This window comes from Thalassospira sp. CH_XMU1448-2 (genome assembly GCF_037027285.1).
Lineage (GTDB): Bacteria > Pseudomonadota > Alphaproteobacteria > Rhodospirillales > Thalassospiraceae > Thalassospira > Thalassospira profundimaris_C.
Genome location: NZ_JAYMEA010000001.1, coordinates 672,331 through 696,885 on the forward strand (window position 1 = coordinate 672,331; position 24,555 = coordinate 696,885).

25 protein-coding genes, 1 tRNA gene and 1 pseudogene are annotated in these 24,555 nt (G+C 55.0%); 18 read left to right on the forward strand and 9 right to left on the reverse strand.

Annotation, left to right across the window (positions count from 1 at the left end):
* Nucleotides 1–5 precede the first annotated feature (5 nt).
* The 3 genes from WA318_RS03100 to WA318_RS03110 are packed head-to-tail and all read left to right on the forward strand — an operon-like array spanning nt 6 to nt 2,326.
* The gene (locus tag WA318_RS03100; protein WP_336079952.1) at nt 6–872 is read left to right on the forward strand and encodes a pirin family protein; all 867 of its coding nucleotides are present in this window, start codon (nt 6–8) and stop codon (nt 870–872) included.
* A gap of 51 nt (nt 873–923) precedes the next feature.
* On the forward strand, nt 924–1,547 hold the full coding sequence (gene thpR, locus WA318_RS03105; protein WP_336079953.1) for an RNA 2',3'-cyclic phosphodiesterase: 624 nt from the start codon (nt 924–926) through the stop codon (nt 1,545–1,547).
* Entirely contained in the window at nt 1,544–2,326 is a 783-nt protein-coding gene (locus WA318_RS03110) for a pyrroline-5-carboxylate reductase (protein WP_336079954.1), read from the forward strand. The genes thpR and WA318_RS03110 overlap by 4 nt, the downstream gene beginning before the upstream one ends.
* Nucleotides 2,327–2,402: 76 nt before the next feature.
* Here the strand turns inward: WA318_RS03110 and WA318_RS03115 are convergent, their stop codons facing one another.
* Nucleotides 2,403–3,092, reverse strand: coding sequence for an NAD(P)-dependent oxidoreductase (locus WA318_RS03115; protein ID WP_336079955.1), 690 nt, complete (start codon nt 3,090–3,092; stop codon nt 2,403–2,405).
* A gap of 36 nt (nt 3,093–3,128) precedes the next feature.
* Nucleotides 3,129–4,028, reverse strand: coding sequence for an EamA family transporter (locus tag WA318_RS03120; protein WP_336079956.1), 900 nt, complete (start codon nt 4,026–4,028; stop codon nt 3,129–3,131).
* Between the two features lie 82 nt (nt 4,029–4,110).
* On the opposite strand from WA318_RS03120, the gene WA318_RS03125 reads away from it, so the two are divergent.
* Nucleotides 4,111–4,626 (forward strand): MarR family winged helix-turn-helix transcriptional regulator, encoded by a 516-nt coding sequence (locus WA318_RS03125; protein WP_336079957.1) that lies wholly within the window; start codon nt 4,111–4,113, stop codon nt 4,624–4,626.
* Nucleotides 4,627–4,695: 69 nt separating this feature from the next.
* Here the strand turns inward: WA318_RS03125 and WA318_RS03130 are convergent.
* Nucleotides 4,696–4,785 (reverse strand) — tRNA-Ser (locus WA318_RS03130).
* 348 nt (nt 4,786–5,133) lie between these two features.
* On the opposite strand from WA318_RS03130, the gene WA318_RS03135 reads away from it, so the two are divergent.
* The 3 genes from WA318_RS03135 to WA318_RS03145 all read left to right on the forward strand — a co-directional run bounded on the left by WA318_RS03135 (nt 5,134) and on the right by WA318_RS03145 (nt 7,979).
* Entirely contained in the window at nt 5,134–5,439 is a 306-nt protein-coding gene (locus WA318_RS03135; protein ID WP_114096612.1) for a hypothetical protein, read from the forward strand.
* Between the two features lie 150 nt (nt 5,440–5,589).
* Nucleotides 5,590–6,633, forward strand: a complete 1,044-nt coding sequence (locus WA318_RS03140; RefSeq protein WP_336079958.1) for an NADPH:quinone oxidoreductase family protein — start codon at nt 5,590–5,592, stop codon at nt 6,631–6,633.
* 77 nt (nt 6,634–6,710) lie between these two features.
* Nucleotides 6,711–7,979 (forward strand): class I SAM-dependent methyltransferase, encoded by a 1,269-nt coding sequence (locus WA318_RS03145; RefSeq protein ID WP_336079959.1) that lies wholly within the window; start codon nt 6,711–6,713, stop codon nt 7,977–7,979.
* 295 nt (nt 7,980–8,274) lie between these two features.
* On the opposite strand, the gene WA318_RS03150 is transcribed toward WA318_RS03145, so the two are convergent.
* The gene (locus tag WA318_RS03150; protein WP_336079960.1) at nt 8,275–8,484 is read right to left on the reverse strand and encodes a DUF1127 domain-containing protein; all 210 of its coding nucleotides are present in this window, start codon (nt 8,482–8,484) and stop codon (nt 8,275–8,277) included.
* Between the two features lie 166 nt (nt 8,485–8,650).
* On the opposite strand from WA318_RS03150, the gene WA318_RS03155 reads away from it, so the two are divergent.
* The 7 genes from WA318_RS03155 to WA318_RS03185 all read left to right on the forward strand — a co-directional run bounded on the left by WA318_RS03155 (nt 8,651) and on the right by WA318_RS03185 (nt 17,370).
* Nucleotides 8,651–9,577 carry a LysR substrate-binding domain-containing protein gene (locus WA318_RS03155; protein WP_114096615.1) on the forward strand — a complete coding sequence of 309 codons (927 nt, stop codon included), beginning with the start codon at nt 8,651–8,653 and terminating at the stop codon, nt 9,575–9,577.
* A 169-nt stretch (nt 9,578–9,746) separates the two neighbouring features.
* The gene (locus tag WA318_RS03160) at nt 9,747–11,699 is read left to right on the forward strand and encodes an extracellular solute-binding protein (RefSeq protein WP_336079961.1); all 1,953 of its coding nucleotides are present in this window, start codon (nt 9,747–9,749) and stop codon (nt 11,697–11,699) included.
* Between the two features lie 3 nt (nt 11,700–11,702).
* Nucleotides 11,703–12,815: a microcin C ABC transporter permease YejB gene (locus WA318_RS03165; protein ID WP_336079962.1), complete on the forward strand. Its 1,113-nt coding sequence runs from the start codon at nt 11,703–11,705 to the stop codon at nt 12,813–12,815.
* Between the two features lie 2 nt (nt 12,816–12,817).
* Nucleotides 12,818–13,849, forward strand: coding sequence for an ABC transporter permease (locus WA318_RS03170; protein WP_336079963.1), 1,032 nt, complete (start codon nt 12,818–12,820; stop codon nt 13,847–13,849).
* Between the two features lie 277 nt (nt 13,850–14,126).
* Nucleotides 14,127–15,761 (forward strand): ABC transporter ATP-binding protein, encoded by a 1,635-nt coding sequence (locus WA318_RS03175; protein WP_114096619.1) that lies wholly within the window; start codon nt 14,127–14,129, stop codon nt 15,759–15,761.
* 127 nt (nt 15,762–15,888) lie between these two features.
* On the forward strand, nt 15,889–16,527 hold the full coding sequence (locus tag WA318_RS03180; RefSeq protein WP_336079964.1) for a hypothetical protein: 639 nt from the start codon (nt 15,889–15,891) through the stop codon (nt 16,525–16,527).
* A 114-nt stretch (nt 16,528–16,641) separates the two neighbouring features.
* Nucleotides 16,642–17,370 (forward strand): LysE family translocator, encoded by a 729-nt coding sequence (locus tag WA318_RS03185; protein WP_336079965.1) that lies wholly within the window; start codon nt 16,642–16,644, stop codon nt 17,368–17,370.
* Between the two features lie 252 nt (nt 17,371–17,622).
* Here the strand turns inward: WA318_RS03185 and WA318_RS03190 are convergent, their stop codons facing one another.
* Both WA318_RS03190 and WA318_RS03195 read right to left on the reverse strand, forming a co-directional pair.
* Nucleotides 17,623–17,970, reverse strand: a complete 348-nt coding sequence (locus WA318_RS03190; RefSeq protein ID WP_114096622.1) for a MarR family transcriptional regulator — start codon at nt 17,968–17,970, stop codon at nt 17,623–17,625.
* A gap of 104 nt (nt 17,971–18,074) precedes the next feature.
* A complete protein-coding gene (locus WA318_RS03195; protein ID WP_336079966.1) occupies nt 18,075–19,475 on the reverse strand; it encodes a leucyl aminopeptidase family protein in 1,401 nt (466 codons plus the stop codon).
* A 337-nt stretch (nt 19,476–19,812) separates the two neighbouring features.
* On the opposite strand from WA318_RS03195, the gene WA318_RS03200 reads away from it, so the two are divergent.
* The 3 genes and pseudogenes from WA318_RS03200 to WA318_RS03210 form a co-directional block, all read left to right on the forward strand.
* Nucleotides 19,813–20,472: a glutathione S-transferase family protein gene (locus WA318_RS03200; RefSeq protein ID WP_114096891.1), complete on the forward strand. Its 660-nt coding sequence runs from the start codon at nt 19,813–19,815 to the stop codon at nt 20,470–20,472.
* Between the two features lie 3 nt (nt 20,473–20,475).
* On the forward strand, nt 20,476–21,111 hold the full coding sequence (locus WA318_RS03205) for a uracil-DNA glycosylase family protein (protein WP_336079967.1): 636 nt from the start codon (nt 20,476–20,478) through the stop codon (nt 21,109–21,111).
* Between the two features lie 52 nt (nt 21,112–21,163).
* Nucleotides 21,164–21,460: pseudogene (locus WA318_RS03210) on the forward strand (4a-hydroxytetrahydrobiopterin dehydratase); the annotation flags it as partial.
* 75 nt (nt 21,461–21,535) lie between these two features.
* Here WA318_RS03210 and WA318_RS03215 read toward each other — a convergent pair.
* Both WA318_RS03215 and WA318_RS03220 read right to left on the reverse strand, forming a co-directional pair.
* Complete coding sequence (locus WA318_RS03215) at nt 21,536–22,297, reverse strand: SDR family NAD(P)-dependent oxidoreductase (RefSeq protein ID WP_336079968.1); 762 nt, start codon at nt 22,295–22,297, stop codon at nt 21,536–21,538.
* A gap of 124 nt (nt 22,298–22,421) precedes the next feature.
* Nucleotides 22,422–22,952, reverse strand: a complete 531-nt coding sequence (locus WA318_RS03220) for a Crp/Fnr family transcriptional regulator (RefSeq protein ID WP_336079969.1) — start codon at nt 22,950–22,952, stop codon at nt 22,422–22,424.
* Nucleotides 22,953–23,022: 70 nt separating this feature from the next.
* Here WA318_RS03220 and WA318_RS03225 point away from each other — a divergent pair, with 70 nt between their 5' ends.
* Nucleotides 23,023–23,613 (forward strand): Spy/CpxP family protein refolding chaperone, encoded by a 591-nt coding sequence (locus WA318_RS03225; RefSeq protein WP_336079970.1) that lies wholly within the window; start codon nt 23,023–23,025, stop codon nt 23,611–23,613.
* A 25-nt stretch (nt 23,614–23,638) separates the two neighbouring features.
* Here the strand turns inward: WA318_RS03225 and WA318_RS03230 are convergent, their stop codons facing one another.
* Nucleotides 23,639–24,529: a DMT family transporter gene (locus WA318_RS03230; RefSeq protein WP_114096628.1), complete on the reverse strand. Its 891-nt coding sequence runs from the start codon at nt 24,527–24,529 to the stop codon at nt 23,639–23,641.
* Nucleotides 24,530–24,555 lie beyond the last annotated feature (26 nt).

The following is a 24,555-nucleotide window of genomic DNA, read 5'->3' on the forward strand; positions in this document are numbered from 1 at the left end:
GGCGCATGGTTAAGCTTATCACTGGCAAGGAAGCCGATCTTGGTGCGTTTTCCGTGCGCCGCGTTCTGCCTCATCGTGATGTAAGGTCAGTTGGCCCGTTTGTGTTTTTCGATCATATGGGCCCGGCCGAATTTCAGCCCGGTCAGGGCATCGACGTTCCCCCGCATCCTCATATCTGTCTTGCAACTGTGACCTATCTGTTCAAGGGAGCGGTCCTTCATCGCGACAGTCTGGGCAGCAATCTTGAAATCACCCCGGGTGATCTCAACTGGATGAATGCCGGCAGTGGCATCACCCATTCCGAACGCGAAACGCCAGCCGTCCGCAATTCCGTCCATGAACTTGACGGATTGCAGCTTTGGGTCGCTGTGCCCGAGGAAGAGGAAGAGTCTGATCCGGCCTTCTATCATGTCGCAAAAAAAGACCTTCCGATCATCGAGGATGCCGGACTTCACATGCGCCTGATCGCCGGTGAGGCCTTTGGAAAAACCGCACCGGTGCCGGTCAAGTCCAAGCTTTACTATCTTGATGTTCACATGGACGAAGGCGCGCAGTTGCTGCTTCCCGGCGAAAATCAGGAAGGGGCGGTCTATGTCGTTTCTGGCAGTCTCGCCATTGATGGCGAGACCTATGGTCCCGAAAGATTTGTCTATATCGCCCCCGAAGAAATCCCTGATATCGTTGCCCAAAATGATTGTCGGGTGATGTTGCTGGGCGGATTGCCGCTTGGGCATCGCTTCCTGTGGTGGAACTTTGTTGCCAGCACCAGGGAACGGATCGAAAAGGCCAAGGCCGACTGGGCGTCGGGCAATTTCCCGCAGATCGATGGCGAGGATGATATTCTTCCGCTGCCCGGCCGTTCCACCGGCTAGCATCGGTTTCCGTTCTCGCCGTGCCACCAGAATAGAATTGGATACCCCATCATGCGTTTGTTTGTCGGCGTGGAAATTCCCGGCGATATCGCAGCCGAGCTTTATCCGCTTGCGCGCGGGATCAAGGGGCTGGATGCCCAGACCCCGGAAAACATGCATATCACCCTTAAATTCATCGGTAATGTGGATCCCGGTCTGGCCGCCGAGATTGATCAGGCCCTTTCCGATGTGGCCTTTGAACCGTTTGATCTTCAGGTCGACGGGCTCAATGTCTTTGCCTCAAGCCGCAAAATCCGCATCTTCTGGGCGGGTGTGAAAGATCAGCCAGTGATGCGCCGTCTGGCCCATCGGGTTGAAAATGCTCTTCTGGCCCTTGATGATTGTCCGGAACTCGATGCTCGCAAATTCACCCCGCACATCACATTGGGCCGAAACCGCGATGCGGCGCGCGCCACCATCGAACAGACGGTTGCCGATCACGTTGATCTGAGTTCGCGGGTTTTCACCATCGACCGGTTCTGCCTTTATGAAAGCCATTCGACCTCGGACGGGCCTGAATTCCGGGTGATTGCCGCCTATGACGGAACAGGTGCACGGCCCCGAACTCCTGAGCTGATCGACGACTTTGCCATAGGTGACTTTGACGTGGATTTTCAAAAGGGGGATTTCAGATGAAGCTCGGATTTATCGGTACCGGTGCCATCAGTGATGCCTTGATCCGCGGATTGCTGTCCTCGGACTATCCGGTGACGGACGTCATCGTCTCGCACCGAAGCGCTGCCGTCTCGCGCAAGCTTGCCGACGACTTTGATATCGTCCGTGTACTTGAAGATAATCAGGCGATCATTGATCAGTCTGATCTGATCTTCCTTGCCGTCCTGCCACAAATTGCGCGCGATGTGCTTGAAAAGCTGCATGTGCCAGATGACAAAAAGCTCGTCAGTCTGATCGCTACCATTCCGATTGATGATCTTAAAATCTGGCTTGGCACCGATGCGCAAATTGATCGCGCCATTCCCCTGCCGTCGGTCGAACATCATGCCTGTGTGACGGCGGTCTATCCGGGATCACCCGACGTCATCGAGCTGTTTGAAAAGCTTGGCGGGGCGGTTGCCGCCAAAACCATCGATGCCTTTGACGGCTATGCGGCCGGAAGTGCCCTGATGGCGACCTATTTTACGGTGCTTGAAAGTGCGGCCGACTGGATGGTCAAGCAGGGATCGGATGATGCCGATGCCAGACGTTATCTGGCCGCATTGTTTGCCGGTCTTGCTGAAAATACCACCAGATCACCGGATCAAAGCTTTGCCCAACTGGTCGATGGTCATTCCACACCGGGCGGTCTGAACGAACAGGTCGCCAGGGCCTTCGTACGCGAAAACGGGACATCTGCGATTCATGCCGCCCTTGATGAAGTCTTTGCCCGCATCAAGGCAGCGTCGAATTCCGGCTGACCGGAATTGAAAACGGGCAGTTCCATCGGACCGCCCGTTTTGCATTGATGTTTATATAAGGACCACGCCAAGTTGATCAGGCGGCTTTTGCCTTATTCTGGTAGCCAACTGTCAGGCGTTGTTGCGGGCTGTCATTGGTATCCACCAGATCCACCATCGCCACACCAAAATCGGCATAGGATATCCGCGCAACGCCATCATGATCGGTAACCAGCGTGTCGGTGCCACGCACATAATGACGGGTTTTCTCGCCGGGAATCAGCATGGCAGGTGGACGCAGGCAGGTCCACTGCACATCGTCATACTGATCAAACAGGGCATCAACCTGTTCGCAGGCCTCGGCAATCGGACGGACGCTGTCGGGCAGGAAGTCCGGCGCGGTCAGAACCGTATGGCCGCTGCCATCGGCAAGTTTCAGGGTTGCCGCCCCGCCGGTCACAAAGATCGGCTTCCGGCTTTGACGCGCCGCATCCAGCAGCACCTTGGTCATTTCTGGCAACAGCTTTTCCTGACCGGGGGCGGGGCGCAGTGAACTGACCGCAACGTCATGTTCGGCCAATACCTTTGTCACCTGTTGGGGATCGGCAAGGATATCGATGCTTTGACGGATAACCGTTTCGGGCAGGGCTGAAAGTTTTGCGGCATCACGCGCAATGGCCGTGACCTGATATCCGCGCAAAAGGGCCTCGGTCACGACTTCGCGGCCGACATCGCCGGTGGCGCCAAAAACAACGATTTTACGATTATGTGGGGCGGTGTTGGTCATGGGGCGTTCCTTTTCTGAATGGTGTTTGGTGGTGCGTTATGATTTGGGGGTGGCAGCAAGGGGGCGGGTATTCGGGACGGTATCCGTTTTGGGTCGTGCCGCACGCTGTCCAAGCCAGATACTGATCAGGACAACAACAACACCGGCAATCTGAAGCGGCGATAACTGTTCGCCCAGAATGATCCAGCCCAGAAGAACCGCACTGGTCGGGCTCAGGAAGCCAAAGCTTGTCACCGTGGTCGGACCAAGCCGGGCAATGCCCCGGAACCACAGGAAATAGGTCAGTGCCGCCCCGATCAGTCCCAGCCATACCAGACCGGCAATATTGGTGACTGTTGGCATCGGGAAGCCCGGCTCGACAATCAGGACAACCGGGATCAAAAGGATACCGCCCGCAGTCAATTGCCATGCCGTAAAGGTCAGGGGTGAAACCGGCGGCTGCCATTTCCGGGTCAGGACTGTGCCTGCCGCCATCGAAAGCGCACCCAGAAGGGCTGCTATAATGCCAATCGGATCAAGGCTTGCCGATGGGCCAAGGACCAGCATCGCGACCCCGATCAGGCCCGAAACCGCGGCAAGAATGCCCAGCATCGTAATGGTGTTGCCCAGCGCATAGCGCGCAAGAAACAGTACAAGCAGTGGCTGAATGGCACCAAGGGTTGCCGCAACCCCGCCCGGCAGGCGATAGGCCGCAACAAACAGCATGGCCCAGAAAACCGCAAAGTTCAGGGCGCCAAGGATGAAAACCCGGCCCCGCCATCCCGCACCGGGAAGCTGGCGCACCACCAGCAACAGGATCAATCCGGCGGGCAATGCGCGCAAAAGCGAAACGGTCAACGGATAGCCATGCGGCAGCATTTCCGTCGCAACGATATAGCTGCTGCCCCAGATCACCGGGGCAATCGCCGTAAGCAATAAATCAGTTGTTCTATTCATGGTGGCATCTCCATTTATCTTGACGTCAAGATATATTCAGAAATCTTGACGTCAAGATAAATTTTCGGCATATCCTCAAGCCATGGAAAGCAGCACCGACAAAATTGACCGTATTCTTGCGCAATGGCGCCGCGAACGCCCCGACCTTGACGTCACCCAGATGGGGGTCATTGGTCGTCTGGGGCGGTTGCGCAATATCCTGATGATGGAGCTTGATCGTGTGTTCAGGCAACACGATCTCAATGGCGCAAGCTTTGATGTGCTCGCCACCCTTCGCCGGTCCGGTCCGCCCTATGCGCTAAGCCCGTCGCAACTGATCGAATGGACGATGGTGACATCGGGCACCATGACCAATCGGCTCGATAAGCTGGAAGAGGCTGGTCTGATCACGCGTCAGCGCAACCCGGAAGATGGTCGCGGTTTTGTTGTTGCCCTCACACCACTGGGGTTTGAGATGATTGATGCCGCGGTCACTGACCACGTTGCCAATCAGCACCGCTTGCTTGAAGGTCTGAGTTCCGATGAAATGAGCCAGCTTGACGGGCTTTTGCGGAAATGGCTGGCCGCCGTTTCCGACAAGGGCGTGTCAGAGCAATAGACAAACAACATTATCGCGCAGGATGTCATGCGCGTGTTCAGGTCTGAAATTTTCGGGGATTTTGGTCAGTGGCAGAGAGGAGGGGATTCGAACCCCTGAGGGGCTTACACCCCAACACGCTTTCCAGGCGTGCGCCTTAAACCACTCGGCCACCTCTCCACATGCGATCTTGTATATATCGCGAAAGCGGGCGGACATTAGCCGACCCGACCTTGCTTGACAAGGCCCAATAAGCCTCTTTTTTCACTTTCGTGAAATCCGTCTGATTCCAAAGGCAAAACCGGGTGAGGAATGGTGGATTGACCGGTGCAAACCCTTGGTAAGCCGGGCTTTGGCGTGATCTTTACTTCTTGTTGATCTCTGGGCCGTAAGGTTTCACGTTAGGATCTTGGTTTGCACTGTCTTTGCACGCGACGTCTCACCCCTTTACGTCCATGGGGCAGAGAAGCTAGGCTGCGGACAGTGTATGCTAATATAAACCCCGTGCGCGGGCGTCTGGAGAGGACAATGTGGGTTTTTAGAGTGTTGGGATGGGTCTTGCTGTTTGCCAGCCTTGCGGTGCTGGTAGACGATTCCATTACGGCACTTCAAACAGGAAGCTTTCGTCTGGTTGCGGCTGGCGAGCTCTGGTATCGCCTGGATGCCGGAAGCCTGAACCTGTTACAATCCGTCGTCCAGCGCTACATTTCTTCCTGGGTATGGGACAATATCTTTGTTCCGGTTCTGCTGGCCCCTGCACTGGTGGTTCTGATCGTGCCGTCCTTCATCCTTTTGTTGCTGACCCGCAAACGCAAACGCCAGCGGATTTTCTGATCCCGGCATTTTTGCAGACGTATCTATCCAATCCTGTCTTTCCATTTGCGGATTTAACGTTGCCCCGCCTTCGGGGTGCATGCGTGCTCTCGCTTATCCCGAATGGGTTTTTGGTAAGCGATTTAGCCCAATGTCGGCTTGTCTGTGCGGATGGCGCGCGCCAAACTGTTGCGCGCAATCGGCAAAAGACAGGGAACCGGCATGAAGGCATGGATTTGCAAGGCATTTGGCGAAGAACCACATTTGATCGACTGTCCCGATCCGGTGCCCGGTCCGGGGCAGGTGGTGATTGATGTTGCGGCCTGTGGTGTCAATTTCGCCGATACCCTGATCCTGCAAGGCAAATATCAAAAGCGCCCCGATGGCCCGTTTTCACCCGGCTTTGAAGTCAGCGGAACCATCCGGGCGATTGGCCCCGATGTTCGCGGTATTGCGGTTGGGGATCGGGTCATGGCGCTGCCCGATTGGGGTGGTTTCGCCCAATGTGTGATTGCCGATGCCGCAACCGTGATTCCGTTATCTGATGATGTTGATTTTGATGCGGCGGCAGCATTTCAGATTGCCTATGGAACAAGCTGGTTTGGATTGAAATATCGCGCCAACATCGTGCCGGGCGATATTGTTCTTGTCCACGGTGCGGCGGGGGGCGTTGGCCTGACGGCAGTCGAATGCGCCAAATTTCTTGGTGCCAGGGTGATTGCAACGGCGGGCGGGGCCGATAAATGCCAGATCGCGCGGGACCATGGCGCTGATCACGTTGTTGATTACAAGGTCGAGAATATCCGTGATCGGGTGCGCGAGATCGCCGCAAGCCTTGGCCAACCTGCCGGGGTGGATGTGGTCTATGATCCGGTTGGCGGCGATGTGTTTGATCAAAGCCTGCGCTGTGTTGCGCCCGGGGCGCGGATGTTGCTGATCGGTTTTGCCAGTGGCACGGTGCCACAAATCCCGGCCAATATCCTTCTGGTCAAGAATGTCTCGGCCATCGGGTTCTATTTCGGGGCCTATCTTGACCAAAATCCCGACATCGCGCGCAAGGGTATGAGTGAGCTGCTGGAACTCCTGCGAAGCGGGAAAATCGAACCAATGATTTCGGCCAGATATCCGCTTGAAGAGGCCATGCTGGCCCTTGAGGCGATCCGCAATCGCACCGCGACCGGCAAACTTGTCATCACGATGCCCGATGCCAAGTGAACTGGCGGATTTTATTAATTAATTCCTTGGTATAGGATGGTGACGTCCCAACCACTTCTCTGCTGGAATTTGCGGTAATGCCCGACGACAAAAAGAGCGCCGATGCTGTGCAATCGTCTGAAAAGACGCGTGACCAGTACGAGACATATCCCTATCCGGCACGCAACCCGGAAGACGAAGACAAAAGGCTGGTCACCGGATCGCCCGGCAACTGGGACGAGGTTGTTCATTTCGTCTTTGGCGGGCGCGATCCGTCATCGAAGGGCAAGATCAAAATTTTGGTTGCTGGTGGCGGAACGGGGGATGCACTTGTTATGCTGGCCCAGCAGGCCCGGGACCGCAAGGCAAAGGCCGAAATCGTCTATATCGATCTGTCCGAAAGCTCGCGCGAGATTGCCGAAGCCCGCATCAAGCGCCGCAACCTTGAAAAGAATGTCACCTTTGTTACCGGCTCCTTCGTCGATCTGGCCAAGGAATATGGTCCGTTTGACTATATTGATTGCTGCGGGGTGCTGCATCATCTGCCTGATCCCGATGCGGGGTTGCGTGCGCTGACCGATGCGCTCAAACCCAATGGTGGTATGGGGCTGATGGTCTATGGCGAGCTTGGCCGTCAGGGCGTCTATCACATGCAGGAAATGATGGAGCGCCTCAATGCCGAGGCCGGCGGCGCGCGCCGACTTCATTTCGGCAAGGCGCTTTTCAATTCATTGCCTGGCACCAACTGGCTTAAACGCAATCCGTTTATCGGCGATCATATCCATGGCGGTGATGCCGGTTTCTATGACCTGTTGCTACATCAGCAGGATCGTGCCTATCGCGTTGACGAGGTGTTTGATTTTGTCGAACAGGCCGGTTTGCGCCTGCAAAGCTTTATCGAGCCGATGCGTTATGACCCGACCACCTATTGTTCGCGCCATGATGTTCTGGAAAAGGCCGTCCATGTGCCGTTCCGTGAACGTGCGGCCCTTGCCGAACTGATGGCGGGCAATATCACCAAGCACATCTTTTATGTGGTCAAGGCAAAGAACAAGGTCAAACCGCCGGTCCCGGACGAAGATGCCATTCCGTTCTTTACCCGTGTGGATGGTGCTGCCCTTGCACGATCGGTTGCCAAATCGGGCAATATCAAGATCACCTTTACCGGGCTTTCGGTGACCCGCACCATGCCTGCCGCATCACCGGCGATCCTGTCGCGCATTGATGGCAAGCGATCCATCCGGGATATTTACGAGATGTTTGATCCAAAGCCGGAAAAGTTCGAGTTCAACGCGCAATTTGCCGTGATGTATTCGGTCCTGAATGCGGCGAACCTGATGTATCTGCGCTACCCTGACAAGAAATAGGTCAACCGCAGAACGCGTTTGCACCGAAAACAGACTCCAAAAAAGAATTGCCGGTCACCAGGGGAGTGACCGGCAATCTCATACGCGGTTGCCAACGGGGGGTGTTGGTCATTGCGTTCAGGGAGAAGAAGAATTCCAAACCTTATTTCGGGCTCGGGACCTTCAGAATGCTCAGAAGAGCATCAAGCACCTGCAGGGGGAATGAAAGGGACCCCTGCAAGCGGAAAACGGGGGCAGACATGATACATACTCTGTTATGCGCCGGGGCGCGGGGTTTGTTCTGTACTTGCGCGACTTACGCTTTCCAGAACGGTTTTGCAGCTTCGCGACGGGCGTCATAGACGTTCCAGCCGATATCGCGCAGCATACGGGCATCCATCAGGCCAAGCTTCTTGCGCAGGTCATGGCGTTTGTACCATTCGCGCGGCAAATCCAGCAGGCTGACGGTATTGTGATGACGACGGGTTGCGACAAATGCGCCTGCTTCTTTGGTGATCGCGACCATGATTCTGTTCCTTTTCAATCGAGGCCTGCTCTCGGTATTTCAGCGGCCTTGCATCTGTCATGCGTGTGTCTGATTTCCTTGAACCCAGAGTTACGCCGAAAAATACTTGCGCTCAAACCATCTTTTGTCATCATTGCATGAGTTTTTATCATGCAAAGTCGTTGTCATGAAACGCCGTCCATTGCCGTTAAATGCGCTCCGTGCCTTTGAAGTTGCCGGTCGTCTTGAAAGTTTCACCAAAGCGTCACATGAGCTTAACGTGACCCAAGGTGCAATCAGTCGACAGGTGCAACATCTTGAAGACGTTTTGGGGCGTAAACTTTTTGAGCGCCATCATCGAAGCCTGAAACTTACACGCGCCGGGCGGAACCTTCTTGACGGGTTGACCCCGGCCTTTGACGCGATTGAAAATGCGGTGGCCAAGGTCGAAGACCGGGCGGATGACACACAGCTTTCCGTCCTTGCCCCGCTGACTTTTTCGATGCGCTGGATTGTGCCACGGCTGGGGCGTTTTCAGATGGAGCATCCCGATCTTCAGGTGCAACTGGGCACCTATAATGATGACAAGGCCCCGGTGGATTTCAACGAGGTCGATATTGCCGTGCGCTTTGCCGACACCCAGGATGAACAACTGGTCCATGAATTCCTGACTGGCGAGCGGCTTTTACCGGTTTGTCATCCCGATCTTGCCAGACAGCTCAAAACCCCCGAAGACCTTGCCGGAGTAACCCTTTTGCATTGTTCGGCACAGCGTGAAGACTGGCATATCTGGCTGGACGGGACCGGGGTTGCCGGGGTCGATGCGGATCACGGGCCGGTATTTGCTACCCTCGATATGGCGATGGAGGCTGCGGCAAGCGGGTTCGGTGTGGTCATTTCCGACCCGGCAATGATCGGGGAATATGTTGTGACCAACCGTTTGACCGTGCCGTTCGATTTGCCGGTCGACAGTCCCTATGCCTATTCGCTCTGTTATCCGCAGGGGCGACTGGAAAGGCGCAAGGTCCGGGCCTTTCGCAATTGGTTGATGGGTGAAATCAAAATTGAAACCGAACGGCGAAAACTGGCGCAAAAGGCATCACAATCATCATGATGCCTTGAAATTGAACCATTTTATTCCTCATTATGAGGAGTAGAAAAAAATAATACAGTCGGGTGGTGCTTTTCTGATGGTCATTATGTCCGGGAAAGTCTGCCAGCTGCGTCTCAGATAGTGACAAGATTCGCAACCAGTTTGCTTCAGGGGAAAGACGATTCGTCACATGATCGCGTATGTCGCCAACACGAAACCGTCGCGCATGTATTCTGTTCGCCGGGCGGTTTCATCAATGCTTGTTGCAATTGGTGTCATGGCATTTTCGGCCGGAATACCGTTCGCATCCGTCCAGGCACAAGATACCGACAAGCCTGTCATCAATCCGGCACCAACGGTTGAAGTCCAGGAAGCCGAACTTGATCCCCTGACCACCACGTCTCATGGCATATCGCTATATGGTGATCTGAAATACGGCCCGGATTTCCAGCATTTTGATTATGTAAATCCCGATGCGCCCAAGGGTGGCACCCTGATCCAGTCATCCATCGTTGCCTTTGATACGCTCAATCCCTTCACGCTCAAGGGAACCTCGGCGGCGGGGCTTGGTCTGATTTATGACAGCCTGATGGTGGCCAGTGCCGATGAACCCTATGCGATGTATGGCCTGATCGCGCGCAGCATCGAAGTGCCCCAGGACCGCTCCTTTGCCATCTTCCATCTTGATCCGCGTGCGCGTTTTCAGGATGGCAGCGAAATCACCGCTGATGATGTGGTGTTTTCCTATGAAGTCCTTGTTGAAAAAGGCAGCCCCGTCTATCGGCAGTATTTCTCCCAGATCGAGGGGGCCGAGGCGATTGACGACCTGACGGTCAAATTCACCTTCAAGCCCGGTAACAACCGCGAAACACCGATGACGGCGGCGGGCATCTCGATCATGCCCAAGAAGTTCTGGGAAGGTAAGGATTTCTCGAAAACCACCTTTGAAATCCCGGTCGGAAGTGGTGCCTATAAGGTCGCAAGCATCGAGGCAGGCCGCCGCATTACCTATGAACGGGTCAAGGATTACTGGGCGGCGGATTTGCCGGTCAATCGCGGCCAGAGTAATTTCGACACCATCCGTTATGACACCTATCTCGACCCCGAGGTGCAGCGTCAGGCCTTTCTGGCCGGTGAATATATGGTGCGTTCCGAACATTCATCGCGCGACTGGAGTACGGCCTATGACACGCCAGCGGTCGAACGCGGTGATATTCAGAAAAAATTCATGCCCGATCATCTGCCTGTTGGTATGCAAGCCTATGTCATGAACAATCGCTTGCCTCTGTTTTCCGACTGGCGTGTGCGCAAGGCGCTTCAATATGGCTTTGATTTTCAATGGCTGAGTCAGGCGATGTTCTATGGTGCCTACAAGCGGACTGACAGTTATTTTGTCAATTCGGATCTGGCTTCAAGCGGCATTCCGACCGGTGATGAACTGGCATTGCTTGAACCCTATCGCGATCAGTTGCCACCGGAACTGTTTACCCAGCCCTTCAAGCTGCCAAACTTCGATGAACCCGATGGTCGCCGCAAGGCGCTGCGCGATTCCATGACGCTTCTCAACGAAGCCGGATGGGAAGTCCGCGACAAGGTTCTGGTCAACAAGGAAACCGGGCAGCCCTTCCGGTTTGAGCTGGTCATTCGCCAGCCGGGGATTGAAAAGATCGCTCTGGTCATGAAAGCCCGTCTCAAACAGCTTGGGGTTCAGATGGACATCCGTCTGATTGATACCGGGCAGTGGGTCAACCGTATTCAAGCCTTCGATTTCGAAGCCATCACCTTCTGGTGGCAACAATCCCTGACGCCGGGCAATGAACAGCGCGTTTTCTGGAGTTCCGAAGCCGCCGATCAACCAGGTTCGCGCAATTTCGCCGGGATTAAAAACCCGGTTGTTGATGCCATGGTCGACAAGGTTGCATCGGCAAACAGTTGGGAAGAGCTGGTCACAGCGACCCATGCGCTCGATCGTGTCCTTTTGTGGGGCTATTACGTGATCCCGCAATATTACCTTGGTGGCGAACGTCTCGCCTGGTGGAACATCTTTGGCCATCCCGATACGGTGCCGCTGAAAGGGGAATCGGTCATGCGCTGGTGGATTGACCCGGACAAGGCTGCGAAATTGCCGATGGGGGGGAACTAGGCCATGCTGAACTACATTCTGCGGCGTCTTCTTCTGATCCCGGTCACATTGTTTGGCATTATGTTGTTGAACTTCGCGATCATCCAGTTTGCACCGGGCGGCCCGGTCGAGCAGGTCATTGCCCAGCTTCAGGGAACGGCTGTTTCATCAACAGCGCGTATCACCAATCAGGGTGGTGATAGCGGTGGTTCCGCATCATCATCGGAATCAGGCAACAATTTCTCATCGACATCGAATTATCGCGGGGCGCAGGGGCTTGATCCCGAAATCATCAAGCAACTTGAAGTGCAATTTGGCTTTGACAAGCCTGCACATGAACGGTTCTGGATGATGATGAAAAACTATCTGACCTTTGATTTCGGCCAAAGCTATTTTCAGGACCGTGACGTTGTCGATCTGGTGTTGGACAAAATGCCGGTTTCGATATCGCTGGGCATCTGGTCGACGCTGATCATTTACATCATCTCGATCCCGCTTGGCATTACCAAGGCGGTGCGCGATGGCTCCAATTTCGATATCTGGTCGTCGGCGGCGATCATTGTCGGCTTTGCCATTCCGGGCTTTTTGTTTGCCGTCATGCTGATCGTGATCTTTGCCGGTGGGACATATCTGGACTGGTTCCCGTTACGCGGACTGACATCGACAAACTGGGAACAGCTATCCTTGTGGGGCAAGATCGTTGACTATTTCTGGCACCTGACATTGCCGATCGTTGCACTGACGATTTCGGGTTTTGCCACGCTGACCATGCTCACCAAGAATTCGTTCCTTGATGAAATCAACAAGCAATATGTCGTTACCGCCCGTGCGAAGGGTCTGACGGAAAAGCGTGTGCTGTATGGCCATGTTTTCCGCAACGCCATGCTGCTGATCATTGCCGGTTTCCCCAGTGCGCTGGTCGGTATGCTGTTTACCGGCTCTGTCCTGATTGAGGTGATCTTCTCACTCGACGGGATAGGCTTGCTTGGCTTTAACGCGGTGATGACGCGCGATTATCCTGTGATGTTTGCCACACTTTATTTCTTCACGCTGTTTGGTCTGATCATGAACCTGATCAGTGATCTGAGTTACCACCTTGTTGATCCGCGGATCGACTTTGATGCGCGGGAGAATTGATCATGTTTGGTGCTGTTCTTTCGCCACTTAACCGTCGTCGCGTGGCAAACTTCAAGTCCAACAAGCGCGGCTACTGGTCGCTTGTGATCTTTACCGTGCTGTTTGTGATCTGCCTGTTTGCCGAACTGATCGCCAATGACAAGCCGATCTTCGTCAAATATGACGATAACTGGTATATGCCGATCTTTTCCGACCATCCGGAAACCACCTATGGCGGCGATTTCGATGTCGAGACCGACTTTTATGACCCCTATATTCAGGGCAAGATCGACCATCATGGCTTTGCCATCTGGCCACTGATCCCGTTTTCCTATGCCACCATTGATTTCGAGATGCGCGAACCGCAACCAGCGCCACCGTCTTCGCGCCATCTGCTCGGCACGGATGAATTGGGGCGTGATGTGTTGGCGCGTCTGATCTATGGCTTCCGGATATCGATCCTGTTTGGTCTTGCACTGACTGCGATCAGTTCCGTGATCGGCATCGCCGCAGGTGCGGTACAGGGCTATTTCGGCGGCTGGGTTGATCTTGGTTTCCAGCGTGTGATCGAAATCTGGGGTGGCCTGCCGCAACTCTTTATTCTGATCATCCTTGCCAGCCTGTTTGCACCGGGCTTCTGGACACTTTTGTTCATTCTGGTGCTGTTTAGCTGGATGAGTTTGACCGGGCTTGTGCGTGCGGAATTCCTGCGTGCGCGCAATTTTGAATATGTTCGTGCGGCAAGGGCGCTTGGCATGACCGATTACCGGATCATGTATCGCCATGTTCTGCCCAACGCGATGGTCGCGACCATTACCTTCCTGCCATTTGTGTTGAATGGCTCAATCGTTGCTCTGACCTCGCTCGACTTCCTGTCGCTTGGCTTGCCACCGGGATCGCCATCACTTGGTGAATTGCTTTCGCAGGGCAAGAACAACCTGCAAGCCCCCTGGCTTGGCATGACGGCCTTCTTTGCCATCGCGGTGATGCTCAGTCTTCTGATCTTTATCGGCGAAGCTGTCCGTGACGCGTTCGATCCGCGCAAGACATTTTAGGGTCAGGGCCTATGAATTTGATTGGAATGGCAAAGTTTATATTTGTGAAATCCAAGAAAAATCCCGCCGGGCGGGTTGGTATCCCGTACAAGGGATTTGACGTCGGAGTTTGCAAATATAAACTTTGTCCTTCGGATCGATCAGATTTGCACGGGCTACGTTGTCGCAAAACCTTGAAAGATACTTATCTGTCGGCGGTTTCGCTTCGCGTATCCGCACAAATCTTATCGACCATTCAAGCCAAATTCATAGGCCCTGACCCTAAGGAACCTGTAAAATGACAGAGCAATCAGCCAACCAGCTGCTCCTTGATGTCAGCAATCTTTCGGTCAATTTCGGCGATGTGCATGCCGTCAAGGGGGTGTCATTTTCGATAGGGCGCGGCGAAACCATGGCACTGGTCGGCGAAAGCGGATCGGGCAAATCGGTCACCGCCCTTTCGATCCTGCAATTGCTGCCCTATCCACGCGCGACCCATCCATCGGGCTCGATCACATTTGACGGTCAGGAAATGGTCGGTGCCGAAGAGCGGACCTTGCGCAAGATCCGTGGCAACCGGATTTCGATGATCTTTCAGGAACCGATGACGTCGCTTAATCCGCTGCACAATATTGAAAAACAGATCGGCGAAGTCTTGCTTCTCCACAAGGGCCTGCGTGGGGCCAAGGCGCGTGCGCGTATTCTGGAATTGCTTGATCTGGTCGGTATTCCTGATCCGGCGTCACGGCTCAAGGCGCTTCCACATGAACTTTCCGGTGGTCAGCGCCAGCGTGTCATGATCGCCATGGCGCTTGCCAATGAGCCGGAACTGCTGATCGCTGACGAGCCGACCACAGCCCTTGATGTCACCATTCAGGCCCAGATTCTTGAATTGCTTCAGGACCTGCAGAACAAGCTTGGCATGGCGTTGCTGCTGATCACCCATGATCTGCAAATCGTTCAGAAAATGGCCAGAAGCGTCTGCGTGATGAAGGATGGCGAGATCGTTGAACGCGGTGTCGGACATGGTCTTTTTGAACATCCCAGACATCCCTATACCCAAAAGCTGCTTGCAGCCGTTCCCAGCGGTAATGCGCCGGAACTGCCGGAAAATGCCACGGAGCTGCTCGAAACCAGCAATATTCAGGTGCGCTTTCCGATTGGTCGCAAAGGCATTCTGGGCCGTCCGGAACGCTATCTTGATGCAGTCGACAACATTTCCCTGTCGCTTAAGCAGGGCGAAACCCTTGGGATTGTGGGCGAAAGCGGATCGGGCAAAACAACCCTTGCCATGGCCATCCTGCGCCTGTTGAAATCTGAGGGTGATATAAAGTTTGCGGGCGAGGATATCCGCAAATATGCCGGTGCCGATTTGCGCAAGCTGCGCCGTGACATGCAGGTCGTGTTTCAGGATCCGTTCGGCTCGCTTAGCCCGCGCATGTCGATCGCCCAGATTGTCGGTGAGGGGCTCGAAATTCATGAGCCTGACCTGACACCTGCCGAACGCGAAGCCCGTATTGCCGAGGCCCTCAACGAAGTCGATCTGCCGCAAAATGCCATGGATCGTTACCCGCATGAATTTTCCGGTGGCCAGCGACAGCGCATTTCAATTGCCCGGGCACTGGTTTTGAAACCACGCTTTATCGTACTGGATGAACCGACATCGGCGCTTGATATGTCCGTGCAGGCCCAGATTGTCGAATTGCTGCGTGATTTGCAGGCCCGCCACAAGATGGCCTATCTGTTTATCAGTCACGATTTGCGGGTTGTGCGGGCATTGTCTCATCGCGTGATGGTCATGCAGGGTGGGAAACTGGTCGAAAGCGGTGCCGCGACGGATGTCTTTGATAACCCGCAACAGCCCTATACCAAGGCGCTTTTGGCGGCGGCCCTTGATCTTAAGGCCGCCGGGACAGATTTTGTCAGTAACTGATAACGACAAAGCGCCATCAAACCTGTTAGAACAGGATCGGAAAAGGGAATGAAAACAGGGTAGTAAAGTGAATATGCTGTCGCCTATGAGCAAATGGTCAAACAGTGTGTGTTTCTGGGGCAAGGTCATGTTTTTGACCATGCTTCTGGCGATCCTTGTGGTCGCACCCCTGTCTGGTCCTGCCCATGCCAGCAGCAAAAAGACCGAACCGGCGACCGAGGAACCGGCAAAGAACGCCAAGCCGGAAATCCCCGAAACGGTCATTGTTCCCGATCCTGTATCGCTGACCATTGTACTGCCGAAATCCGGCGCCATTCGCCAGATTGTGCTCAATATCTGGCTTGAAGCGCAGTCCAAACAGGCTGTGCCGGTGATTGAACATAACCTGCCCAAGATTATTAACGGCTTTCTGGTCGATCTGCAGCGCCTGATGTATCGCGATACCCAACAGCGTTTTGAAACCCGTGAGCCGGGCAAACGATCCTTCAAATATGCGGCACCAGGTCTGCTGCCACCTCCGCCCCCCAAGACAGAAGAAGAACTTGCAGCCGAGGCCGAAGCAGTCGAAGCCGCCAAGGAAAAAGGCGAGGAAATCGTTCCCGAACTGCCATTCAGCCCGTTTGCGCCTGTACCCAACCGTTATTTCGCGGCCCTTCAGAACAAGCTTCTGCAAACAGGGCAGACTTTTCTGCCGCCCGATACACTTCGTTCGGTCCAGGTGCGCATGTTCTATGATTTCTGGCCGGGCGACGCCAAGTCGCGCTGATCTTTCTGCCTGACCCGTTCCTGACCGATGACGCATGGGCCAGTTGCGCAGGACGCAATTGTGCCATGGCATGTCTGTGATATTCCGGTTCGGTCAAAGTCCCGGAGCATCTCCATGTCGTTCGAAGTCTGGCTGAGTTTTACCCTCCTTGTCTTTTTGCTGGTCCTCACGCCGGGGCCGAGCATTCTGATCGGCATGTCCCATGCGTTGCGTTATGGCGCGCGACCGACCCTGATGACCGCCCTTGGTGATGTCACCGCCAACATGATCCAGATGGTGATTGCAGCCGTCGGACTGGGTGCGGTTCTGGCGACATCGACGGTGGCGTTCGGGGTGGTCAAATGGTGCGGGGTGGTGTTCCTGCTGGTGATCGGATTGCTGTCATTCTTCCGTAAGCCCAAGAAATCAAACGATAAGAACGGTATCGAAATGAATATTGCCGATGCCTGTGAAGTTGCCAGCCATCGAAAACTTTTCCGCGAAGGCTTCCTTGTTGCGGCGGGAAATCCCAAGGCGATTGCCTTTTTCGGGGCGCTGTTTCCGCAATTTGTCAATCTGGCGGCACCACTTGCACCACAGTTGCTGACTCTCGGGGCTACCTTTGTTGTTCTTGATTACAGTTTCGTAATGATTTACGCGATGGGCGCTGCACGCATCATGCCCTGGCTGATCAAATGCGGTGGTAACAACGTGGTTGCACGCGTATCCGGGGCCATTTTGATCGTTGCGGCGGGCCTTTTATCGCTGATCGAGATGCCGGTAAGCGTTGCAGCTGCCCGTTTCTGGGTCGGATGCGCTTTTGGCCTTTCAGGGGCGGGAAGGTCGGAAATTTTGCATTTCTAATATGCGTAATCCGGCCTAACTATCTGAAAGAAAAATAAAATATCTGGATGTGGCACATCTGATACTTGCTGTGCTTACAAACCGACTGGTCTGTATATAGCAGATTTTTGCCATATCAGATTTTTTGAATTCAAAATGGGGAAGAATTGCTGCCCTAACTGCCCGATTTTGGATTTTCTGGGCGACCAGACTGCGCTGATCAGGGCATTTTGATCGTTTTGCGGGCGGCGAAACCCGTCTTTTACGATCCGTTTATTCGGTCTCGAGGCCGGCCGATACGATGATATCGCCAAATTCACGCAGGAAGACAGATCCCTTGACCGTCCGCTGGATCAGAACCGAACGGCGGTCTTCTTCATCGACCTTGCGTTTGACCATGCCAAGCGAGCTCAGGCGATCAAGGGCGCGGGTAATGGCAGGTTTGGAGATGTTAAGCGCTTCTGACAGGCCGCGTACCGTATGCGGGGCCGGGGTCAGGTAAACATTCAGCAACAAAGCCATCTGTCGGGCAGAAAGATCGGGAGAATCCCGACGCACACTTTCTACAATCGCGATACGCCAAAGGTCGAGTGCCTGAGACGGTTTGATCTCGATCGACATGCTTGTGCCCAACAATTAATTTGTTACGAATACGTAATCTGTCTACCTGACCCCTGTGCATATGTCAAAGGTCTTATTGGAAAATATGCAATTTACGGTTTGGTTTACTTACCGAAACGATCCTCGATCAGCTTGAAGGCCGCGCGGATTCCCTGTGCTTCGCCACCGGTCGGACGTCCCGGACGATCCGTCGGGTTCCAGGCCATCAGGTCGATATGTGCCCAGCTTTTTGCCCCTTCGACAAAGCGGTCAAGGAACAGGGCGGCAATGATCGCCCCGCCAAAGGGCGAACCGGAAATGTTGTTCATGTCCGCTGCCTTGCTATCAAGCTGCGGGCGATATTCATCCCACAGCGGCAAGCGCCACAGCGGATCATGAAGCGCCAGACCGTTTTCCATCAGGCCATTGGCCAGATCATCATCATTGGAAAACAGGGCAGGCAGGCCAAGACCAAGGGCCACACGCGCCGCCCCGGTCAGGGTCGCGAAATCAAGGATCAGTTCCGGGTTCTCCGACGCGGCCTCGGTCAGGGCATCAGACAGCACGATGCGGCCTTCGGCATCGGTATTGCCGACTTCAACAGTCAGACCCTTGCGGGTTTTGAGAATGTCACTCGGGCGATAGGCACGACCCGATACCATATTCTCAACTGCGGGGATCAGAACGCGCAACCGCACCGGCAGGTTGGCCGCCATGATCATGCGCGCAAGGCCAAGAACCTGTGCCGAGCCACCCATGTCCTTTTTCATCAAAAGCATGTTGCTTGACGGTTTAAGGTCATAGCCACCGGTGTCAAAACACACACCCTTGCCGACCAGCGTAATTTTCGGTGCGTCCGCATCGCCCCATACCAGATCAATCAGGCGCGGATCGCGGTCACTGCCATACCCGACCGTGTGAATGGCCGGATAATTCTGTTTCAAAAGGTCATCGCCAACAATCGCGCTGACCCTGGCGCCGAATTCTTCGCCAAGGGCGCGTGCGGCGGCTTCAAGCTCTGCCGGGCCCATGTCATTGGCCGGAATATTGATCAGATCACGCGCAAGTCCGATGCCGCGTGCAGTGTTTTCTGCGCGCTTGGCGGCTTCGTTGTTGTGAAGGGCGATCTTTGCGCGTTTGTCCTTCTTGCCGTCATCCTTGCGATAGCGATCAAAACGATAGCCCCCAAGATAAAGTCCAAGCGCTGCCTTTTCATAAAGGGCGGCATTGTCGCTGATGCTATCAGAAAGACCATAGACCCCTTCGGGAAGGCTGGTCGGCAGTCCGGCGAAATCCCAGATCGCCTTGGCATCATCAACATAGCCGATCAGGACCGATCCGAACGCCCCATTCGATCCCGGCAGGGCAAGCTGCGTTCCGCGCTTTGCCTCGTAACCGTTTGCCGCCACCCATGCCTTGGTCGTTTCGGACTGATCGGCAAGCCAGCTTTGAAACTCGCTTTCGACAATCGGGGTGATGGTGATCGGGTTGGTGGAACTGTCGCGTGCGATGATGTGATCGAACAATTTAAGTCTTCCCTGCTGGTGACGTGGGATGGTGTTGTGTCGAGGAGGCGGGGTTAAACATCCGCCCCCGGACAGGATTTGATGACTGATCTTACGGCTGCCACCGGTCCAGAGCAATTCCGGAAAACAAATAGCCGCAAACAGGATCAGGATATGGCCCCCGATCCTGAAAGATCGATCCGGGGCAAGACGGATATGAAATTTCCCCGGATAATAAGGACGTTCGGGGCACTGGAACCGGTACGTCAATTTCATCAAACCGGACTTGAACCCGGCTTTTAAACCGCTGATAGTGTTTGACCCAGTGTCACAGCCCCACAACATGAAAGACACCCGCATGGAAACGCGCCCCGTTCTTTATATCGGCAATAAAAACTATTCTTCCTGGTCGCTCCGCGCCTGGCTTGGCCTGAAAGTCGCCGGGATTGATTTCGAAGAACGCCTGATCGCGTTGCGCAGCGATGAATGGGCGGCCAAGGCGCCGGTCTTTTCGCCAACCGCCAAGGTCCCGGTATATTTTGATGGCAGCAAAACCATCTGGGAGGCATTGGGCATCCTTGAATATATCGCCGATAGTCGCCCCGATACGCTGCTTTGGCCGCTTGATATGGATGTACGGGCGATTGCGCGTTCCGTGTCGCTTGAAATGCATGGCGGGTTTGGGCCCCTTCGCACGCACATGCCGATGAATTGCCGCAAAAGCCTGCCCGGCCTTGGTCGCAAGGACGGCGTGGACAAGGACATCGCCCGCATCGGTGAAATCTTCAAAATGTGCCGCACCCGGTACGGGCAGGGCGGTGATTTCCTGTTTGGCGATTTTTCGATTGCGGACGCCATGTATGCGCCGGTGGTGACGCGTTTCAAGACCTATGGCGTGGATCTTGATCCGGTTGGCAATGCCTATATGCAGGCCATCCTTGAATTGCCCGCCATGAAGGAATGGTACGCAGCCGCCGCCACCGAAGAATGGGTGATCGACGATTCCGAGGTGAAATAACCCATGACGGGTTTGCGTGGAGATCTTCCCGAAATTGACCCGCCGGGCGGGGATGCGGAACTCGATAGCCTTCTGGGCGATGTCCGGGCCTGCCGCATCTGTGCCGATACATTGCCGCTTGGCCCGCGTCCGGTCGTGCGCATGGCCAAGGGCGCGCGTATTCTGATCATCGGACAGGCGCCGGGCACCAAGGTTCATGAAACCGGGCTTCCCTGGAATGATGCATCGGGCGATCGTCTGCGCGACTGGCTTGATCTGTCGGTGGATGATTTTTATGACCCGGCCAAACTTGCCATCATGCCGATGGGCTTTTGCTATCCCGGCCGGTTTGAGCGCGGCGGGGATTTGCCGCCCCGGCCCGAATGTGCCCCGGCCTGGCATGATGCGCTTCTGGCCCATCTGCCCGATATCGAACTGACCCTTCTGATCGGGCAATATGCGCAAGAACGCTATCTTGGTCCGCGTCGGGCCAAAACCATGACAGAAACCGTGCATCGCTTTGCCGATTATCTGTCTGACAACCTGTTGCCGATGCCCCATCCAAGCTGGCGCAACACCGCATGGATGAAAAAGAATCCGTGGTTTGAAGCCGATCTTTTGCCGGTCCTTCGCCAACGGGTGCGCCGCCTGTTGGGCTAGGGGCTCTTTTGTGGTCCAATGATCTTTCGCCACCCCAAGAAACACGAGGCAAACCAGAATGAGCAAACTTGAAAAATCCGCCATCGAAACTGCCCTGAAGTCCCTGCCGAACTGGGAACTTGCCGATGATGGCCTGTCTATTGGCCGGGTCTATATGTTCGGGGATTTCAATGCCGCGTTCGGTTTCATGACCCGTGTCGCCCTGATGGCAGACAAAATGGATCACCATCCCGAATGGTTCAATGTTTACAACAAGGTAAACGTGACCCTGACCACCCATGATGCCGGGGGTGTCACGCAGAAGGATATCGATCTTGCGACCTTCTGCGACAAGGCATCCTCCAGCTAGCATCAAAAAACACCCTGCCGGTAGGGGACGGCAGGGTGTTTATGGCTGCGGTGAAATCGGGCCGTGGGTGTGGGATTATTTCGGCTCGAGGCGAACCGCGCCATCTATCCGGATGGTCTCGCCATTGATCATTTCATTTTCACAGACATGCATGGCCAGTCGGCCATATTCAGCCGGATCGCCCAGCCGTTTGGGGAACGGAATATTGGCCGCAAGGGCCTGCTGCATCTCGTCGGGAAGGGCCGTGACCATCGGGGTGCCAAACATGCCCGGTGCAATGGCAACAACGCGGATACCATGACGGGCAAGCTCGCGCGCGGCCGGAAGGGTCATGGACGCAACTCCGCCTTTTGAGGCGGAATAGGCAGCCTGTCCAATCTGGCCTTCAAAGGCGGCAATGGAGGCGGTGTTAATGATCACCCCGCGTTCGCCACTGGGCGACGGGTCGTTGCGGCTCATGGCGGTGGCGGTCACGCGCATCATGTTGAATGTGCCGATCAGATTGACATTGATCACGCGCGCAAAGGCGTCCAGATCGGCCGGGCCTTCGCGTCCGACAATGCGCTCGCCCTGCAAGATCCCGGCGCAATTGACCAGAATGGACGGGATACCAACGGAACGTACCACTTCGGAAACAGCACCTTCGACGCTGGCGCTGTTTGAAACATCCACGCCAAATCCGACACCGCCCAGTTTTTCAGCTGTGGCTTTTGCGCCGTCTTCATTCAGATCAAAGGCAACAATCCGTGCACCAGCCCCGGCCAAAGTTTCGGCTGTCGCGGCCCCAAGTCCCGATGCGGCCCCGGTTACAATGGCTATGGAACCCTTGATCTGCATGGCTTGGTGTCTCCCTTGTTCAGCGCATGTGCAATTAATTGGTATTTATATACCAAATTATATCTTTAACGGGCAAGCGTCGATTTTCCGCTGTTCGTTGCACCAGACTATGGGGTGGGGATGGTTATCTTCTGCGCGCAAGTTCGCGATACAGCGCCTCGGGACTGACGCCGATTTCAAGGGCGATCATGCGCCAGGTTCCCTTTTCGGGAAGGACGTCGTCATGCCAGGCGATCCAGGCATCAAGCCGTTCGGCGACCGTGCGCAGCCGCAGAATCTCCGCGCGCAGGCGGGTTGCCTGTACTTCACGGGCCAGATGCGTTGCAAGCGATACAGCCATCTGATTGTTGTGGGAAAGATGGGATTCGACGTCGTATTTGCGGATCCGCTTGACCTGCGCATCCTGATGGCAGATGGCGTCGCAATGATAATATTGTGAAAACAGGGATGCCTCGGCCAGAACCCTGTCGGGCCCTGCGCGCTGCAGGACGATCTCGTCACCATTTTCAAGAAAACGTGCCAATCGCACTTCGCCCCGAAGAACAAGGAAAAGATGCTCGACCGGATCGCCCTTGCGAAACAGGACCTCGGTTGCGGCGAAATCGGACAACCTGCCCTCAAAGCGGTTGAGAAGATCAAAAATCGATACTGACATGATATCTATCATGTGTAGATCGTGGCGCGGAGGTCAAGCTTGAGGCACTCAGAAATTAACAGGTGATGCCATGTTCATCCTTTCCCGACAGGCCCAAACAGCTTTGATCGTTTTGGGCCTGACCGTTCCGTTCTCTGCACAATCACAAGAATCCGCCCATGGTCATGGCCTTGATCATGGCCAGCGTCAAAGCGACCATGCAAATGCTGCGGCACCGGCATCCCCCTATGCCGGACAACAGGGTCGCTCGATTAAAAGCCTGTCAGCTGACGACATTTCAGAGCTGCAAAAAGGCGGCGGATGGGGGATGGCAAAGGCCGCGGAGCTGAATGGCATACCCGGGCCTGCGCATCTGCTGGAACTGGCTGACGACATTTCGCTTTCAGCAGATCAGAAGGCCGCCATTGTGGCGCTGTATGAGCAGATGAAAAAGGATGCGATCAAAGAAGGTGCCAATCTGATCGCGGCAGAACGTGCGCTTGATGATGCCTTTAAAGTGGGTGGATTGACGGAACCCGTGCTAAAGGCGCTTTTGCAGGCGATCGCAGATCGCCAAAGCAGACTTCGCTTCATTCATCTTGCCACGCATCTCAAAACGCCAGCCATTCTAAGCCCGGCACAGATAGAACGGTACAACAAGCTTCGCGGCTATGATGGCTAGGTCAGGGTTGTGAACGCAAACTTGATCAGGATTTGGCAAGTTTGCGTTCACGCAGCGCGACATAGATTGCGGCCCCGATAATCAGTGCGCCACCCGGTATAATCCAGATATCGGGCACTTCGCCAAACAGGATCAGGGCAAGGATCGCAATGATCGGCAGGCGCAAATAGGAAAACCCGACAAAGAAGCTGTAATCAGCCAGTTGCAATGCCTTGACGTTACAGATTTGCATCACATTCATCATCAAAGCGGCAACCGCCATCAGGCCGATAGCCGTCCAGCTGGGCACTTGCCAGACAAACAGGGCCGGGATCAGCGATACCGGTGTCGTAATGATCATCAGATAGAACAGAAGTGACGTGGTGCTTTCCGTGCTGACCAGCTGTTTGGTGATCATCCCCGCACAGGCCATGCACATGGCTGCTGCAATCGGCAAAAGACTTGCGGGTTGCATGGCATCTGATCCGGGTTGAATGATCAATCCGACACCGACAAAACCCACCACAACTGCCAGCCAGCGGTGAACACGCACCGTCTCGCGCAGGACAAGGGCGGCTAGAATGGTCCCAAACAGCGGAACGGTGAAATTAAGTGTGGTTGCCTCGGCCAGTGGCAGATAAAGCACTGCCATGAACCACAAACTCATCTCGGCTGCCGACAAGATGCCCCGCAAACCGAACAGGGGCAGGCGTGTGGTTCGCAGGCTCGATAAACCGGATTTCATCACCATCGGTGCGATCATGATCAGGCCAAAGGCAAAGCGTAAGAATACCGCCTGATAGGGGTGAATTTCCGCCGTGGCAAACCGGATGGTCAGGGTAAAGCAGGCCGCAAGGATCGCCGCTGCAAGTGCAAAGAAACTGGCCCGGATTGATGCAGGTTGGCGTTCAAACCATGCTGTGACCGGACTTGGCATCTTTGGGGACCTTTGTGCTTGGGATA

What these genes read in the sequence shown, in the direction of transcription:
- WA318_RS03100 (WP_336079952.1), top strand. Translation starts at nt 6, where the DNA reads ATGGTTAAGCTTATCACTGGCAAGGAAGCCGATCTTGGTGCGTTTTCC.
- thpR (WP_336079953.1), top strand. Translation starts at nt 924, where the DNA reads ATGCGTTTGTTTGTCGGCGTGGAAATTCCCGGCGATATCGCAGCCGAG.
- WA318_RS03110 (WP_336079954.1), top strand. Translation starts at nt 1,544, where the DNA reads ATGAAGCTCGGATTTATCGGTACCGGTGCCATCAGTGATGCCTTGATC.
- WA318_RS03115 (WP_336079955.1), bottom strand. Translation starts at nt 3,092, where the DNA reads ATGACCAACACCGCCCCACATAATCGTAAAATCGTTGTTTTTGGCGCC.
- WA318_RS03120 (WP_336079956.1), bottom strand. Translation starts at nt 4,028, where the DNA reads ATGAATAGAACAACTGATTTATTGCTTACGGCGATTGCCCCGGTGATC.
- WA318_RS03125 (WP_336079957.1), top strand. Translation starts at nt 4,111, where the DNA reads ATGGAAAGCAGCACCGACAAAATTGACCGTATTCTTGCGCAATGGCGC.
- WA318_RS03135 (WP_114096612.1), top strand. Translation starts at nt 5,134, where the DNA reads ATGTGGGTTTTTAGAGTGTTGGGATGGGTCTTGCTGTTTGCCAGCCTT.
- WA318_RS03140 (WP_336079958.1), top strand. Translation starts at nt 5,590, where the DNA reads ATGGCGCGCGCCAAACTGTTGCGCGCAATCGGCAAAAGACAGGGAACC.
- WA318_RS03145 (WP_336079959.1), top strand. Translation starts at nt 6,711, where the DNA reads ATGCCCGACGACAAAAAGAGCGCCGATGCTGTGCAATCGTCTGAAAAG.
- WA318_RS03150 (WP_336079960.1), bottom strand. Translation starts at nt 8,484, where the DNA reads ATGGTCGCGATCACCAAAGAAGCAGGCGCATTTGTCGCAACCCGTCGT.
- WA318_RS03155 (WP_114096615.1), top strand. Translation starts at nt 8,651, where the DNA reads ATGAAACGCCGTCCATTGCCGTTAAATGCGCTCCGTGCCTTTGAAGTT.
- WA318_RS03160 (WP_336079961.1), top strand. Translation starts at nt 9,747, where the DNA reads ATGATCGCGTATGTCGCCAACACGAAACCGTCGCGCATGTATTCTGTT.
- WA318_RS03165 (WP_336079962.1), top strand. Translation starts at nt 11,703, where the DNA reads ATGCTGAACTACATTCTGCGGCGTCTTCTTCTGATCCCGGTCACATTG.
- WA318_RS03170 (WP_336079963.1), top strand. Translation starts at nt 12,818, where the DNA reads ATGTTTGGTGCTGTTCTTTCGCCACTTAACCGTCGTCGCGTGGCAAAC.
- WA318_RS03175 (WP_114096619.1), top strand. Translation starts at nt 14,127, where the DNA reads ATGACAGAGCAATCAGCCAACCAGCTGCTCCTTGATGTCAGCAATCTT.
- WA318_RS03180 (WP_336079964.1), top strand. Translation starts at nt 15,889, where the DNA reads ATGTTTTTGACCATGCTTCTGGCGATCCTTGTGGTCGCACCCCTGTCT.
- WA318_RS03185 (WP_336079965.1), top strand. Translation starts at nt 16,642, where the DNA reads ATGTCGTTCGAAGTCTGGCTGAGTTTTACCCTCCTTGTCTTTTTGCTG.
- WA318_RS03190 (WP_114096622.1), bottom strand. Translation starts at nt 17,970, where the DNA reads ATGTCGATCGAGATCAAACCGTCTCAGGCACTCGACCTTTGGCGTATC.
- WA318_RS03200 (WP_114096891.1), top strand. Translation starts at nt 19,813, where the DNA reads ATGGAAACGCGCCCCGTTCTTTATATCGGCAATAAAAACTATTCTTCC.
- WA318_RS03205 (WP_336079967.1), top strand. Translation starts at nt 20,476, where the DNA reads ATGACGGGTTTGCGTGGAGATCTTCCCGAAATTGACCCGCCGGGCGGG.
- WA318_RS03215 (WP_336079968.1), bottom strand. Translation starts at nt 22,297, where the DNA reads ATGCAGATCAAGGGTTCCATAGCCATTGTAACCGGGGCCGCATCGGGA.
- WA318_RS03220 (WP_336079969.1), bottom strand. Translation starts at nt 22,952, where the DNA reads ATGTCAGTATCGATTTTTGATCTTCTCAACCGCTTTGAGGGCAGGTTG.
- WA318_RS03225 (WP_336079970.1), top strand. Translation starts at nt 23,023, where the DNA reads ATGTTCATCCTTTCCCGACAGGCCCAAACAGCTTTGATCGTTTTGGGC.
- WA318_RS03230 (WP_114096628.1), bottom strand. Translation starts at nt 24,529, where the DNA reads ATGCCAAGTCCGGTCACAGCATGGTTTGAACGCCAACCTGCATCAATC.